Consider the following 14,632-nt stretch of genomic DNA (forward strand, 5'->3'; position numbering starts at 1 on the left):
GTCGGCGACCTCTTCGACGTCGTCCCCGCCCTCACCGAAGAGGTCAACACCCGCAAGGGCTGATCTCATCGACCGTACGAGGCCCTCACCCCGCAGTGCCGGGTGAGGGCCTCGGCGCGTCACAGGGTCAGGCTCGCCTGCACCGGCAGATGGTCGCTGGGGAACTGCCCGCCCAGCGCGAAGGTGTTGATGGCCGCCGAGTGGACCCGCACCCCGGGCGTCGCCAGGATCCAGTCGATCCGGTCGCCGTCCGGCTTCAGCGGCTTGTAGCCGTGGAAGGTGGCGTACGCCTTGCCGCGCTCCTCGGCCGCGTCCCACGTGTCGACGAGACCGGCGCCCAGCATCGTGTCGTAGACCGGGTTCTTGTGGGCCGCGACGTTGAAGTCACCCGTGACCAGGAGCGGCAGGGACGAGTCGAGGCCGCCGATCCGTTCGGAGATCAGATGCGCGGCACGCGCGCGTGCGTTCTGGCTCGCGTTGTCGAGGTGGGTGTTCAGGACGTACAGCTCCGCGTCCGTGCGCAGATCGTGGAAGCGGACCAGGGTGACCATACGAATCGAGCCGCCGCCCCAGGTGTTCGATCCGATGACGTCCGGGGTGTCGGAGAGCCAGAAGTGGTCGTACTCGACCGGCGCGAGTCTGCGGGTGTCGTAGAAGACGGACATGAACTCGTCGCGGCTGCCGCCGGCCCGGCCGGTGCCGATCCAGTCGTAGTGCTGGCCAAGGTCCCCGGCGATGTCCCGCACCTGCTGGTAGAGGCCTTCCTGGGTGCCGATGACGTGGGGGCGCGCCCGGCGCAGGAGTTCGCGGGTCACCGGGCGGCGGTCGGCCCAGGTGTTGGGCGGTGTGGTGCTCGCGTAGCGGAGGTTGAACGACATGACCTCCAGGCGCCGCCCCGCGCGCTCCACCGCGTGGGCGGGGGAGGCGGCCAGCGCGGTGGTGAACAGGGGCACTGCCGCCGCGGCGAGCGCGGTCTGCAGGCCGAAGCGGCGCGTTACTCGGGTGTCGTTCGGCACGCGGTCTCCTTCGATGGGTGACGGTCAGCATGAGGTGCGGGCACGCGAGTGCGGAAGCAGGATCTGAGACACGGGTGAACGGACGAGGTCCGGCAGACGAGAGAGTGTTGACCAGCGGGAAGGTCGCCGGATAACTTCGCCATACGGATTGCTGATTCCGTGAAGCGGAAAACCTGGGCGGTCCGAGTGAATGATCCCGAGCGTGTGGAGGGTGCAGGAATGGGTCAGCAAGAGAAGGTGGCAACGAGTCTCGCGGGCGCGGTCAGCGAGGGCATCAGCGCTTCCCTCGCCCCGGTGGACGCGGAGCTCGAACGCCGCTACCCCGGCGACCCGGGCACCCGCCAGCCGGTCCACACCGTGTACGTCCCCGGTGAGCTTTTCGGCGCCGACACCATCCGCACGTGGGGCGACCAGGCCCTGAAGGCCCTCGACGAGCACGCCCCGGACGCCGCCTCCTTCGCGTCCGTCCTCGGGCTCTCCGACGAGCTCGCCGTGCCGGTCTACGACCGCGTACGCGCCAAGCTGGAGCGCGAGCCCGTCGAAGACCTGCGCATCGACTTCGAGGACGGCTACAAGGGCGCGAACGAGGACCAGGACGCCGCCCGCGCGGCCCGCCTCGTGGCCGAGGCCTGCAAGAACGGCACCGCCGCCCCGTACATGGGCATCCGCATGAAGTGCTTCGAGGAGAACGTGCGCGACCGCGCCATCCGCACCCTCGACATCTTCCTGTCCGGGCTCATGGAGGCGGGCGGCCTGCCGGACGGACTCGTCCTGACGCTGCCCAAGGTGACCTACCCCGAGCAGGTCACCGCGATGGTGCGCCTCCTGGAGGAGTTCGAGAAGGCGCGCGGCCTGGAGCCGGGCCGGATCGGCTTCGAGATCCAGATCGAGACCAGCCAGTCCATCCTCGCCGCCGACGGCACCGCCACCGTGGCCCGCATGATCGACGCCGCCGCGGGCCGCGCCACCGGCCTGCACTACGGAACCTTCGACTACAGCGCCTGCCTCGGCGTGAGCGCCGCCTACCAGACCAGCGACCATCCGGCCGCCGACCACGCCAAGGCGATCATGCAGGTCGCCGCGGCCGGAACCGGTGTACGCGTCTCGGACGGCTCCACGAACGTCCTGCCCGTCGGCACCACCGAGAAGGTCCACGACGCCTGGCGGCTGCACTACGGCCTCACGCGCCGCGCCCTGGCCCGCGCCTACTACCAGGGCTGGGACATGCACCCCGGCCACATCCCCACGCGCTACGCCGCCGTGTTCGCCTTCTACCGCGAGGGATTCGAGCAGGCCGCCGCACGCCTGTCCGCGTACGCCGCGCACCGCGAGGGCGGCGACGTGGCGGACGAGCCGGCATCGGCCAAGGCGCTCGCCGGCTACCTCCTGCGCGGCCTGGACTGCGGCGCCCTCGACGCGGGCGAGGTCACCCGGCTCACCGGCCTGACGCTGGCCCGCCTGCAGCACTTCTCGGGCCCGCGCCGCGGCGACCTCACGCCCTCCGCCCAGTAACCTCCGGCGTCCGGCGGCCCGGGCAGCGGTCACGTTCCGCCGCTGCCCGTCAGCCCGCGGGCGGCAGTTCGCCCGAACCGCGCTTGATGAGACGCGTCGGAAGTTCGATGCGCTCCGGGGCGTCGGACGCGCCGTCGAGCTGACGGAACAGGCGCTCCGCGGCGGTCCTGCCCAGCTGCGCCGCGTCCTGCGCGACGACGGTCACGCCCGGCTGCAGCAGGTCCGCGAGCTCGATGTCGTCGAAGCCGACGAAGGCCACGGGGCGGGGGAGCCCGGCCAGCACGCGGACGACCGTCACCGTCACACGGTTGTTGCCCGCGAAGATCGCCGTGACGGGGTCCGGGGCGGACAGCATGGTCCTGGTGGCCTGCTCGACACGGTCCGGGTCGGTGGCGCCGAGGGACATCCACTCCTCCTCGACGACGATGCCCGCGTCCTCCATCGCCGCGCGGTAGCCGCGCAGCCGCTCTATGGCGGTGTGGATGCGCGGCTGGTCGCCGATGAAGCCGATGCGGCGGTGGCCGTGCGCGATGAGATGGGCGACGCCGTCGCGCGCGCCGCCGAAGCTGTCGGAGAGCACCACATCGGCGTCGATCTTCCCGGCGGGACGGTCGACGAAGACGGTGGCGACACCGGCGGCGATCTCCGGCTCCAGATAGCGGTGGTCGTCACCGGCGGGGATGACGACGAGGCCGTCGACCCGGCGTGCGCACAGCGCGAGCACCAACTCCTGCTCGCGGTCGGGGTCTTCGGCACTCGAACCGTTGATCAGAAGCGCGCCGTGGGCGCGGGCCACCTCCTCCACGGCACGGCTGAGCGGGCCGTAGAAGGGGTCGGCGAGGTCTTCGAGGACGAGGCCGATGCTGGCGGTACGGCCCTTGCGCAGGACCCGCGCGCTGTCGTTGCGGCGGAAGCCCAGGGCGTCGATGGCCTCCTGTACGCGGCGTTCGGTGTCCGGGGTGACGCCCGGCTCGCCGTTCACGACGCGGGAGACCGTCTTGAGGCCGACTCCGGCGCGGGCGGCGACATCCTTCATGGTCGGCCGGTTGCCGTAGCGGGATTCGGGTCGCTCGGGTCGGCTGGCGGTCTCGGCCACGGTGCGCTGTCCTGTCGTCGACGTAGGTGAGCTGGAAGTGGTGCGTAAGTGATGTGGCGTCGAGCATAGAACCTGGACAACGTTGTCAGATGCAAGAGAGACTGTCCTTCGCATTCTCCGGCCTGCCCTTTCACCGAAAGAGCGGCCTGCCCTTTCACCAGGAGATCTGACACTGATGCACACGGACCTCGTCGCCGCACTCGACATCGGCGGCACCAAGATCGCCGGCGCCCTGGTGGACGGCCGCGGCCGGATCCTGCTGCGCGCCCAGCGGCCCACGCCCGCGCGCGAGGACGGCGACACCGTGATGCGGGCGGTCGAAGAGGTCCTGGGCGAGCTCACGCGCTCCCCGCTGTGGAGCGGGGCGCGCGCGGTCGGCATCGGCAGCGCGGGCCCCGTGGACGCGTCGGCGGGGACGGTCAGTCCGGTCAATGTCCCCGGCTGGCGTGGCTATCCGCTGGTCGAGCGGGTACGCGCGGCCACCGGCAACCTTCCGGTCGAGCTGGTCGGGGACGGCGTGGCGATGACGGCCGCCGAGCACTGGCAGGGCGCGGCCCGCGGGCACGACAACGCGCTGTGCATGGTGGTGTCCACCGGCGTCGGCGGCGGCCTGATCCTCGGCGGCAAGCTGCACCCCGGCCCCACGGGTAACGCGGGGCACATCGGGCACATCAGCGTCGACCTGGACGGCGACCCCTGCCCGTGCGGTGCGCGCGGCTGCGTGGAGCGCGTGGCGAGCGGGCCGAACATCGCGCGGCGCGCCCATGAGGGCGGGTGGCGTCCGGGGGCGGACGGCGACACGTCCGCCGCCGCGGTGGCCCTCGCCGCGCGGGCCGGCGACCCGGTCGCCGTCGCCTCCTTCGAACGGGCGGCACAGGCGCTGGCCGCGGGCATCGCCGCCACCGCGACGCTCGTCGAGATCGACATCGCGGTGATCGGGGGCGGGGTGGCAAAGGCGGGCGACGTGCTCTTCGACCCCCTGCGGCGCTCCCTGAAGGACTACGCCACGCTCTCCTTCGTGCGCCAGCTGACCGTGGCACCGGCCCTGATGGGAACGGACGCGGGACTCGTGGGAGCCGCGGCGGCCGCGCTCAGCCAGGATCGGGCGCTGGATCTGCGTTCTGCGGTGGGGGGCTGACCGTTCCGGTAGGCGAGTCCTTCGGCTGCGGGCCGGGACTGACTTTCCCGGTCCGGCCCGCGTTCGCCGGTCCGCACAGAGCCGAGGCGCACGATCCGCGTTGCCCGCGGGCGGCAGCGCGTCGAGGAGAGGAGGGGGGTGAGGGAGCCCGCCTTCTGGCCGGATGGCGGCCGTCCGCATGACCCCTCTCGTGTCATGGGCTGTCGTCACCCCCGCCGACCAGCGGGATTGAGATTGTCGGGCGTGGCCACCGACAACCTCCAGCAGACGGAGCACTTCGCATGAAAGCCCCGAAGTACGTACGTGACATTCCCGGCCTGTGCTGGGACGAGAGGCCCGGTGACGTCCTCCACTGCACCCTCGAACAGGGCCACACCGGCGATCACTTCCACGCGTACACCCGGACCAGGTGGACCAACCGGGCGGTGAAACGCTGCGCCCGGCCCGGCCGGGCGTAACGGGTCCAGGATTCACACGGGGTGTGAAGGGAATGCATATATGCACCTGGCGCGCACGCTCGCGGCGGCGACACCGTGCGAGGCAGGCTCATGGTGCTGCCCGGACCCCGCAGCACTCCTGCGCCGCCCTGTCAGTCGTCTTCCTGTAGGGCCTTCTCCAGCGTGGGAACGGGCAACAGCGTGGGTGTGAGGCCCGTGAGGCGCAGAATGCGCAGCGTCAGGCGGTGGGTGCAGACCACGGAGAGCCGGGCGCCCCTTGCCGTCATGCGGCGGTGCGCGCGGACCAGCAGGGCGAGGCCGGAGCAGTCGAAGAACGTGGTCCGGGTCAGGTCGATGACCACTGTCGCCGCGGTGCCGCCGGTGATGGGGTCCATGAGCGGGATCATCCGCTGGTAGGCCAGCAGATCGATCTCGCCGTGCAGTTCGACGACCACCGCGCCGTTGTGGCCGTACACGCGTGGTTGCTGGTCGGATTCCTCGAAGGCGAATTCGTTCAGTGCGTCGAGCTGCACGTGTCCCCCCAGTGTCGGCGTCGGCCGGATCCTCGCGGCAGCGGAGTGCGTCGGGAGAGCCGGATTCAGGAGGTCACCAGGGGCTGGGGCGCCTGGCGGATCACGCTAGTGGGGTCGGACGCGTCCTGGAGTGAGGGAACGATTCATGCAGGCTGACTGCCACCCGATGGGGTGAAGTGGCAGCGAATCGCTTGACACATTATGGCGTCTTGCGGTCCAGATATCGGCCGCCTCATCAGGGCCTGGTTTCCGTGGCAGGGTGTTGCGGGCAAGCCACAGGGGGCCGACGGAAGAGGGGGAACCGTGATCGTCTGGATCAACGGTGCGTTCGGTGCGGGCAAGTCCAGCGCCGCACGGGAACTGATCGAGCTGATCCCGAACAGCACACTCTTCGACCCTGAGATCATCGGTGGCGGACTGCCCGACCTGCTGCCGTCCAAGCACCTCGCCGAGGTGAGCGACTACCAGGACCTGCCGATCTGGCGGCGGCTCGTCGTGGACACGGCGGCGGCGCTGCTCGCCGAGCTCGGCGGCGTCCTCGTGGTCCCCATGACCCTGCTGCGGCAGGACTACCGCGACGAGATCTTCGGCGGTCTCGCCTCACGCAGGATCGCCGTACGACATGTGGTCCTGGCCCCGGACGAAACGATCCTGCGTACACGGATATCCGCCGGCCCCGTCCCGGACCCGCCGGACGGCCGGACGCGCGTACGGCAGTGGTCGTCCGACCACATCGAGCCGTACCGCGCCGCGCTCGCCGGCTGGCTCGGCACCGACGCCCACCGCATCGACACCGGCGCGCTCACCCCGCACCAGATCGCCGAGCGCATCGCGGACGCCGTACGCACCGGGGAGGCGAGCGTCTGCGACATCGTGCAGACCCCCGAACCCACCGCGGAGACGGTCGCGGCCGGGGTACTGCTCTTCGACGAGCGCGGCCGGGTGCTGCTCGTCGACCCGACGTACAAGGCCGGCTGGGAGTTCCCCGGCGGCGTCGTCGAACCCGGCGAGGCTCCCGCGCGCGCGGGCATGCGCGAAGTGGCCGAGGAGACCGGCATCCGACTCACCCATGCCCCCCGGCTCCTCGTCGCCGACTGGGAGCCCCCCGCACCGCCCGGCTACGGAGGGATGCGGTTCCTCTTCGACGGCGGGAGCCTCGACGGCGCCCGGGCCACGCAGCTGCTCCTGCCCGGCCCCGAACTCCGCGACTGCCGCTTCGTCACCGAGGAGGAAGCGGCCGCACTGCTGCCCTCCGTACGCTACGAACGACTGCGCTGGGCCCTGCGTGCACGGGAGAGCGGCGTCGCCCTGTACCTGGAGGCGGGGGTGCCGGTGGGCGCGCCAGAGTGACCGGCCCCGTCAGGACGGACGGTCCGTACTCGTCGGCCGTGGGGCCGAGAGGCTCCCCGGGCCCCCGGAATTCTCCCGCCCCCGGCCGGCGGCTCAGCTCGCCGCGTACTTGCGCAGGAACAGTGCCTCCGCGACCGACAGGCGCTCCAGCTCCTGCGGCGACACGCTCTCGTCCACCGCGTGGATCTGGGCCTCGGGCTCGCTCAGGCCGATCAGCAGGATCTCCGCGCGGGGGTAGAGCGCGGCGAGGGTGTTGCACAGCGGGATGGAGCCGCCCTGGCCCGCGTACTGCATCTCCTCGCCGGGGTACGCCTCGCTCATCGCCGCCGCCATCGCCGCGTACGCCGGACTCGTGGTGTCCGCGCGGAACGGCTGGCCCTGCCCGATCTGCTCGGTGGTCACCTGCGCGCCCCACGGGGTGTGCGCCTCCAGGTGCGCCTGAAGCAGCTTGGTGGCCTCGGCCGCGTCCACGCCCGGCGGCACCCGCAGGCTGATCAGGGCCCGCGCGCCCGCCTGCACGGACGGCGTCGCGCCGACCACCGGCGGGCAGTCGATGCCGAGCACGGTGACCGCGGGACGCGCCCAGATGCGGTCGGCGACCGTGCCCTTGCCGACGAGACGGACGCCTTCGAGGACCTTGGCGTCCCTGCGGAAGTCGGCCTCTTCGTACTGAAGCCCGTCCCACACCTCGTCGCCGGTGAGCCCGTCGACCGTCGTCGAACCGTCCTCGGCGCGCAGCGAGTCCAGGACCCGCACCAGGGCGGCGAGCGCGTCCGGGGCCGCGCCGCCGAACTGTCCCGAGTGCAGATTGCCCTCGAGGGTGTCGATACGGACGCGTACGAGGGTCATGCCGCGGAGCGTGGCGGTGACCGTGGGCAGGCCGACACGGAAGTTGCCCGCGTCGCCGATGACGATCGTGTCGGCCGCGAGCAGGTCGGGGTGCTGCTCGGCGTAGCGCTCGAGGCCGCCCGTGCCCTGCTCCTCGGAACCCTCGGCGATCACCTTGACGCTCACCGGAACGCCGCCGTTCGCCTTGAGGGCGCGGAGCGCGAGCAGGTGCATCAGGACACCGCCCTTGCAGTCGGCGCTGCCGCGTCCGTACCAGCGGCCGTTCCGCTCCGTCAGCTCGAACGGCGGGGTGGTCCACGCCGCCTCGTCGAGCGGCGGCTGCACGTCGTAGTGGGCGTAGAGCAGGACGGTGGGAGCGCCCTCGGGGCCGGGCAGCAGGCCGTACACCGACTGGGTGCCGTCCGGGGTGTCGAGCAGGGCCACGTCCTGGAACCCCTCGGCGCGCAGCGCGTCCGCCACCCAGTTCGCGGCGGCCTCGCTCTCGCTGCGGGGGAACTGGTCGAAGTCCGCCACCGACTTGAAGGCCACCAGTTCGGTGAGCTCCGCCTTCGCCCTCGGCATGAGTGAGGCGACGGTTTCGGCGATCGGATCCGGCGACATGGGCACGCTCCTCGCGGGTGCGACGTTGTACGTAAGTGGGTGATGTGATCCTCCCACAGGAGGGTGGCCGGGGTGCCCGCCGTAGGATGCCCTGGAAAGCGCGGCCAACAGCTGGATCGGGAGCGGTAGACCAACGTGAGCAGCGAGAACTCAGCGGACTCGGCGGACGACGCGCAGTATGTGTGGGACGTCGTCGTGGTGGGAGCAGGGCCCGCGGGGGCGTCCGCGGCCTATGCGGCGGCCGTCGCGGGACGCAGTGTCCTCGTCCTGGAGAAAGCCGAACTGCCCCGGTACAAAACGTGTGGCGGCGGCATCATCGGCCCCTCGCGTGACGCGCTCCCGCCGGGCTTCGAACTGCCCTTCAAGGACCGCGTGCACGCCGTGACGTTCTCCCTGGACGGCAAGTTCTCCCGCACCCGGCGCTCGAAGCAGATGCTCTTCGGCCTGATCAACCGCCCCGAGTTCGACCAGCAACTGGTCGAGCACGCGCAGAAGGCGGGCGCCGAGGTGCGCACCGGCGTCACCGTCGCGCGCGTGGAGCAGCACGGCTCCGCGGTGCCCGACCGGCGCACGGTCGCCGTGGTCCTCCAGGGCGGCGAGACGGTGCTCGCCCGCGCGGTCGTCGGGGCCGACGGCAGCGCGAGCCGTATAGGGGCGCATGTCGGCGTGAAGCTCGACCAGGTGGACCTCGGTCTCGAGGCCGAGATCCCGGTGCCGCAGAGCGTCGCCGAGGACTGGGCGGGCCGTGTGCTCATCGACTGGGGCCCGATGCCCGGCAGTTACGGCTGGGTTTTCCCCAAGGGCGACACCCTCACCGTCGGCGTCATCTCCGCGCGCGGCGAAGGCTCGGCCACCAAGCGGTACTTGGAGGACTTCATCGCCCGCCTCGGTCTCGCGGGCTTCGAGCCGAGCATCTCCTCCGGCCATCTGACGCGCTGCCGCAGCGACGACTCGCCGCTCTCGCGCGGCCGGGTCGTGGTGTGCGGTGACGCGGCGGGGCTGCTTGAGCCCTGGACCCGCGAGGGCATCTCCTTCGCGCTGCGCTCGGGGCGGCTCGCGGGGGAGTGGGCGGTGCGGATCGGTGAGGCGCACGACGCGGTCGACGCCCGCCGCCAGGCCCTGAACTACGCCTTCGCCGTCAAGGCGGGGCTCGGCGTCGAGATGAGCGTCGGCAAGCGCATGCTCGCCGTCTTCGAGCGCCGTCCGGGCACGCTGCACGCGGCGATCACCGGGTTCAGGCCCGCGTGGAACGCGTTCGCGAAAATCACCCGCGGCTCGACGACGCTCGGCGAGCTGGTGCGCAGCCACCCGCTGGCGGGACGGGCGCTGAGCGCGTTCGACAAGTAGAGCCGCCGCCGGGGGATTCCGCCGTGCTGCCGGGCGGGGTCACTTCGTGACGGTGATGCGGAAGACGGGGTGGTCGCCCGCGGCTGCCCCGATCTCCGCGTCCGTGGACTTGGCGGTGACGCCCTTGAAGTACTGGTTGACCTCCCAGCCCCACTTCTCCAGATAGCCGCGCAGCAGCGGCAGCTTCTCGGCGTCCGGGACCTCCTCGACCGTGAACCGGCGGATCTTGCGTCCGACGCGCAGCTCGCCGCCGCCCGCCACGCGCATGTTGCGCACCCACTGCGAGTGCCCGCGGGCCGAGATCAAGTACTGGGCGCCCTGGTGCGTGAACGGGTTGACCGGGACGCGCTGCATCTGCCCGCTTTTGCGTCCCCGCACGGAGAGCTCGGCCGACCCGGCCAGGCTGATGCCGTGCCGCGCAAGCCAGCCGACGATGTCGTTGAACCACAGGGCCACGGGTCCGGCCTGGAGGTAATGGGCGCCGGTGCCGTGCGCCGTGGGGGTGGTGGGGTTGGTGGGGGAGATGGGCGCTGTGGGAGCGGAGGTGGCCGCGAGGGAGGGCGTGGGCATGGTGACCGCCAAAGTCGAGAGGGCTTCCGAGAGCACTGCTCTCGCTTAAGAGCAGTGTGCACGAGAGCGGTGCCCCATTTCAAGAGCAGTGCTCTCGAAAATGTGCGGCTCTCTCTCTTTGGTGTGCTGCTCTCGTTTCGGCGCACCGCTCCAAACGCATGTCACACTGCCTGCATGAGCAGCGCCACCAGCGGGGCCAGGGCCCGCGCCCGAGTCGAAGTCACGGCCGCCATCAAGGACGAGGCCCGCAGACAGCTGGCCGCCGACGGCGCCGCCAAGCTCTCGCTGCGCGCCGTCGCCCGCGAGCTCGGCATGGTCTCCTCCGCCCTCTACCGCTACTTCCCCAGCCGCGACGACCTCCTGACCGCGCTCATCATCGACGCCTACGACTCCCTCGGCGCCGCCGTCGAGGAGGCGCACGCGGAGGTCGCGGCGGCCGGACCCGTGCGGCGCTGGACGGTCGCCTGCGAGGCCGTACGGTCCTGGGGGCTCGACCACCCCCATGAGTACGCCCTCATCTACGGATCGCCCGTGCCGGGCTACAGCGCGCCCGTCACCACGATCCAGGCCGCCGCCCGCGTCGGGCTGCTGCTCGTCGGGATCGTGCGAGATGCCCACCGGGGGCGCGGTGTCGCCGTACGGCCGCTGCCGGACACCTTGCGTGCCGAGGCCGAGCGGATCGGCGGGGACCTCGCCCCCGACCTGCCGCCCGCGGTCACCATGGCGCTGGTCGCGGCGTGGGCCCAGCTCTTCGGCCTCGTGGGCTTCGAGGTGTTCGGGCAGTTCAACCGCGTCGTCGAGGACCGATCGGCGTTCTTCTCCTACGCGATCACTCAACTCGCCCACAGCGTGGGCCTCTTGGGTCAGGAGTAGCTGGACCAGGAACAACTGGACCAGGAGTAGCTGGACCAGGAACAACTGGACCAGGAGTAGCTGGACCAGCTGAATCGGGAGCAGCCCGGCCGCTCACGCCGCCGGCGCGGGAGCGGGCGTCCGCGTGGCCAGGAGTTGCGGGTCCTGGCGCAGCATCCGTTCGTGCAGGGACCGCAGGGCCGGGCCCGGATCCGCGCCCATGGCGTCCGCGATCCGGTGCCGCGCCTCCTCGAAGACGAGCAGCGCGTCCGAGGAACGGCCGGTGCGGTAAAGGGCGTTCATCAAGAGCTCGACCGGGCGCTCGCGCAGGGGGTGGGCGGCGACGAGCCTGATGAGTTCGTGGACGTACTCGAAGGAGCGGCCGATCTCGATCTCCCCGGCGATCCTGGCCTCCAGGACGCTGAGCCGCTTCTCGCGCCACCGGAGCCTTTCCGCCGCCAGATAAGGCGCGTTGAGGCCCTCGGCGAACTCGCCGCGCCACAACGCCTCGGCCCGGTCGACGAGTTCACCGGCGTGCCGCAGCTGCCCCGCGTCACGCGCCGCGAGCGCCGCGTCGACCAACTGCCGGCGCTCCCGCAGATCGTCGGCCGCCGCGCCGGAGAGGCGATAGCCGCTACCGGTCCACGTCAGGGCCGGTCCCGCCACGCCCGACAGCGATCCCGATGACGATGCCGGGGGCGCGCCCGCGGACGAGCCCGCGCCGACGGACGCGAAGGCACGCCGCACCCCGGAGACGTACTTCTGCACGAGGTTGCGCACATGCACCGGAGGTTCGTCGCCCCACACCGCGTCGACCAGACCCTCGTACGAGAGGGGCCGCCCCTCCTGGAGGAGCAGTACCGCGAGCACGGCGCGCTGTTTCGGCGGCCCCAGCGGAACCTCCTCGTCGCCGCTCAACGCCCGCAGCGGACCGAGCAGTTCGAAACGCATCCCCGTGGACATCCCCGCACCACCCATGGGCCGAGCGTATCCCGGCGCCCGGCCGCCCGCGTGCCCCGCCTTCCAGCGGATCTTCCAGCGGGCCTTCCAGCGGTGACCGCGACCGTGGCGGCACCGGATCCCGCTCGGGGATCCAGGGGAGAGAGGCAGACAGCGATGCTGACCCGGCTCGGCCGTTTCGTGGTGCGGCGCAGCCGCGCCGTACTGATCGGCGTGGTACTGGCCTTCCTCGGCCTCGGCGCGTACGGAGCCGGCGCCCGGGCCGACCTCGACCTCGCGCGGTGGGGCGCCCCCGGCACCGAGTCCGTGCGCGCGGCCGACATCCTGCGCGAGGAGTACGGCACGGGGAACCCCAACCTCGCGCTCCTCGTCACGGCCCGCGACGGCGACGTCGACTCGCCGCGTACGACGGCCGCGGCCCGCGGACTGGCCGCCGAAGTACGGGACATACCCGGCGTCACGGACGTCAGCGCCTACTGGAGCGGAAAGAGCCCGGCCCTGCGCGCCTCCGACGGCGCGCGCGCCCTGATCCTCGCCCGCCTGGAGGGCAGCGCCACCGACACCCGCGGGCAGCTCGCCACCATTTCCCCGCAACTGGCCGGTACCACGGCGGAGTTGTCGGTGGCCGTCGGCGGTCAGGAGGAGATCTCCCGGCAGGTCGGCGAGCAGGCCCGTACCGACTTCCTGCGCGCCGAGGCGCTAGCCCTGCCCGCCGTCGTGCTCCTGCTGATCCTCGTCTACCGGCGGACGGCGGCGGCCCTGCTCACCGTCGGCGTCGGGCTGCTCTCCGTCGTCGGCACCCTCGCCGGGCTGCGGGCGATCGCGCAGTTCACCGAGGTGTCGACGTTCGCGGCCAATCTCGCCCTCGTCCTGGGCCTCGGGCTCGGCATCGACTACAGCCTCTTCGTCATCAGCCGCTACCGCGAGGAACGGTATGCGGGGTACGCGCAGCAGGAAGCCGTGGTCCGCGCGACCGCCGCCGCCGGACGCACCGTGATCTTCAGTGGGGTCACCGTGGCCGTCTCGCTCTGCGCGCTCCTCGTGTTCCCCTTCTTCTTCCTGAGCTCCTTCGCCTACGCGGGCGTCCTCGTCGTCGTGTCGGCGGTGGCCGGAGCGCTGCTTCTGCTGCCTTCCGCGCTGGCCCGCTGGGGCCACCGCGTGGAGCGCCCGCAGAGCACGGCGAGCGGCTTCTGGGAGCGGATCGCGCGAGGGGCGATGCGCCGGCCCGTCGCCGCGGGCGCGGCCGTTCTCGGCGTCCTGCTGCTCGCCGCGTCACCGCTGCTCGGCCTGCGGTTCGGGCTGCCGGACGAGCGCGCCCTGCCCGTCGGCACATCGTCCCGTACCACCTCCGAAGCCATCCACGAGGAGTTCCCCGCCGAGCCCACCGACACCGTCCACGTCGTGCTCCGGGAAGCGGTGAGCGCCGAGGAGACGCGGCGGTACGCCGCCGAACTCTCGCGAGTGGAGGGTGTGTTCCAGGTGGACGCCCCGACCGGCAGCTATCAGGAAGGCCGCCGCACCGGCCCCTCCACGATCGGCTCCGGGCCAAGGCGTGACGGTGCACGGCTCGCCGTCGTCCCGACCCGGGCCGTGATGTACGGAGACGTGCCCGGCTTCGTCGAAAAGGTCCGCGACACCCCCGCGCCCGCGACCGTTCTGGTCGGCGGCTACCCGGCCGAGACCACCGACTTCCGCGCCACCCTCCTGGACCGTCTCCCGTACGCCGTCGGGCTGGTCCTCGTCGTCACCTTCGCCATCCTCTTCCTGCTGACCGGCAGCCTGCTCCTGCCCGCCAAGGCGACCGTGCTCAATCTGCTCAGCCTGTCGGTGATGTTCGGGAGCCTGGTGTGGATCTTCCAGGACGGTCACCTGTCGGGGTTCCTCGGCTTCACGCCCACCGGGTCGATCGAGCCGAGCATCCCGGTGCTGATGTTCTGCGTGGTCTACGGCCTGTCCATGGACTACGAGGTGTTCATGCTGGCCCGCATCAAGGAGGAGTACGAACGGGTGGGCGACACGGAGCGGGCGGTGGCCACCGGTATCCGCAAGAGCGCCCCGCTGATCACCGCGGCTGCCGGAATCCTCGCGCTCTCCTTCCTCACGTACGCGACCGGGGGCGTCGTCTTCCTCAAGGAACTCGGCGTCGGCACCGCCCTGACGATCCTCGTGGACGCCACCCTCATCCGTGTCGTCCTGCTGCCCGTCGCCATGCGGCTGGCGGGGCGCGCCAACTGGTGGGCGCCCGGTCCGCTGCGCCGCCTGCACCGCCGCTTCGGCCTGCACGAGAAGCACGCGGACTCCGAGGAAGGCAAGACCCCCGTGCTACTCCCGCGGGAGTACGCGTGATCGCCACGCCGGGCTGACGCCCGCCG

The 14,632-nt window shown here is 71.7% G+C and carries 13 protein-coding genes; 7 read left to right on the forward strand and 6 right to left on the reverse strand.

What is annotated here, in order from left to right:
• Nucleotides 1-119: 119 nt before the first annotated feature.
• Nucleotides 120-1,016: an endonuclease/exonuclease/phosphatase family protein gene (locus IE226_RS13755; protein ID WP_190081470.1), complete on the reverse strand. Its 897-nt coding sequence runs from the start codon at nucleotides 1,014-1,016 to the stop codon at nucleotides 120-122.
• 219 nt (nucleotides 1,017-1,235) lie between these two features.
• Between IE226_RS13755 and IE226_RS13760 the strand changes: the two genes are divergently transcribed.
• Entirely contained in the window at nucleotides 1,236-2,528 is a 1,293-nt protein-coding gene (locus tag IE226_RS13760) for a DUF6986 family protein (protein ID WP_190081471.1), read from the forward strand.
• 49 nt (nucleotides 2,529-2,577) lie between these two features.
• Here IE226_RS13760 and IE226_RS13765 read toward each other — a convergent pair whose 3' ends face one another.
• Nucleotides 2,578-3,624: a LacI family DNA-binding transcriptional regulator gene (locus tag IE226_RS13765; protein ID WP_190081472.1), complete on the reverse strand. Its 1,047-nt coding sequence runs from the start codon at nucleotides 3,622-3,624 to the stop codon at nucleotides 2,578-2,580.
• Between the two features lie 175 nt (nucleotides 3,625-3,799).
• Here IE226_RS13765 and IE226_RS13770 point away from each other — a divergent pair, with 175 nt between their 5' ends.
• Both IE226_RS13770 and IE226_RS13775 read left to right on the forward strand, forming a co-directional pair.
• Nucleotides 3,800-4,762 carry an ROK family protein gene (locus tag IE226_RS13770; RefSeq protein ID WP_190081473.1) on the forward strand — a complete coding sequence of 321 codons (963 nt, stop codon included), beginning with the start codon at nucleotides 3,800-3,802 and terminating at the stop codon, nucleotides 4,760-4,762.
• 281 nt (nucleotides 4,763-5,043) lie between these two features.
• Nucleotides 5,044-5,220 carry a hypothetical protein gene (locus IE226_RS13775; protein WP_190081474.1) on the forward strand — a complete coding sequence of 59 codons (177 nt, stop codon included), beginning with the start codon at nucleotides 5,044-5,046 and terminating at the stop codon, nucleotides 5,218-5,220.
• A 131-nt stretch (nucleotides 5,221-5,351) separates the two neighbouring features.
• Here IE226_RS13775 and IE226_RS13780 read toward each other — a convergent pair whose 3' ends face one another.
• Entirely contained in the window at nucleotides 5,352-5,732 is a 381-nt protein-coding gene (locus IE226_RS13780; RefSeq protein ID WP_190081475.1) for an STAS domain-containing protein, read from the reverse strand.
• A 303-nt stretch (nucleotides 5,733-6,035) separates the two neighbouring features.
• On the opposite strand from IE226_RS13780, the gene IE226_RS13785 reads away from it, so the two are divergent.
• Entirely contained in the window at nucleotides 6,036-7,082 is a 1,047-nt protein-coding gene (locus IE226_RS13785) for an NUDIX hydrolase (protein WP_229870900.1), read from the forward strand.
• A gap of 93 nt (nucleotides 7,083-7,175) precedes the next feature.
• Here the strand turns inward: IE226_RS13785 and IE226_RS13790 are convergent, their stop codons facing one another.
• Entirely contained in the window at nucleotides 7,176-8,531 is a 1,356-nt protein-coding gene (locus IE226_RS13790) for a dipeptidase (RefSeq protein WP_190081477.1), read from the reverse strand.
• 135 nt (nucleotides 8,532-8,666) lie between these two features.
• Between IE226_RS13790 and IE226_RS13795 the strand changes: the two genes are divergently transcribed.
• A complete protein-coding gene (locus IE226_RS13795; protein ID WP_190081478.1) occupies nucleotides 8,667-9,878 on the forward strand; it encodes a geranylgeranyl reductase family protein in 1,212 nt (403 codons plus the stop codon).
• 39 nt (nucleotides 9,879-9,917) lie between these two features.
• On the opposite strand, the gene IE226_RS13800 is transcribed toward IE226_RS13795, so the two are convergent.
• The gene (locus tag IE226_RS13800) at nucleotides 9,918-10,448 is read right to left on the reverse strand and encodes a nitroreductase family deazaflavin-dependent oxidoreductase (RefSeq protein WP_190081479.1); all 531 of its coding nucleotides are present in this window, start codon (nucleotides 10,446-10,448) and stop codon (nucleotides 9,918-9,920) included.
• A 174-nt stretch (nucleotides 10,449-10,622) separates the two neighbouring features.
• On the opposite strand from IE226_RS13800, the gene IE226_RS13805 reads away from it, so the two are divergent.
• A complete protein-coding gene (locus IE226_RS13805) occupies nucleotides 10,623-11,321 on the forward strand; it encodes a TetR/AcrR family transcriptional regulator (RefSeq protein WP_190081480.1) in 699 nt (232 codons plus the stop codon).
• A 93-nt stretch (nucleotides 11,322-11,414) separates the two neighbouring features.
• Here the strand turns inward: IE226_RS13805 and IE226_RS13810 are convergent, their stop codons facing one another.
• Nucleotides 11,415-12,278: an AfsR/SARP family transcriptional regulator gene (locus tag IE226_RS13810; RefSeq protein WP_190081481.1), complete on the reverse strand. Its 864-nt coding sequence runs from the start codon at nucleotides 12,276-12,278 to the stop codon at nucleotides 11,415-11,417.
• Between the two features lie 138 nt (nucleotides 12,279-12,416).
• Between IE226_RS13810 and IE226_RS13815 the strand changes: the two genes are divergently transcribed.
• Nucleotides 12,417-14,606, forward strand: coding sequence for an MMPL family transporter (locus IE226_RS13815; protein WP_190081482.1), 2,190 nt, complete (start codon nucleotides 12,417-12,419; stop codon nucleotides 14,604-14,606).
• Nucleotides 14,607-14,632: the final 26 nt, after the last annotated feature.

The organism is Streptomyces longisporoflavus, from assembly GCF_014649775.1.
GTDB classification, from domain to species: Bacteria; Actinomycetota; Actinomycetes; order Streptomycetales; family Streptomycetaceae; genus Streptomyces; species Streptomyces longisporoflavus.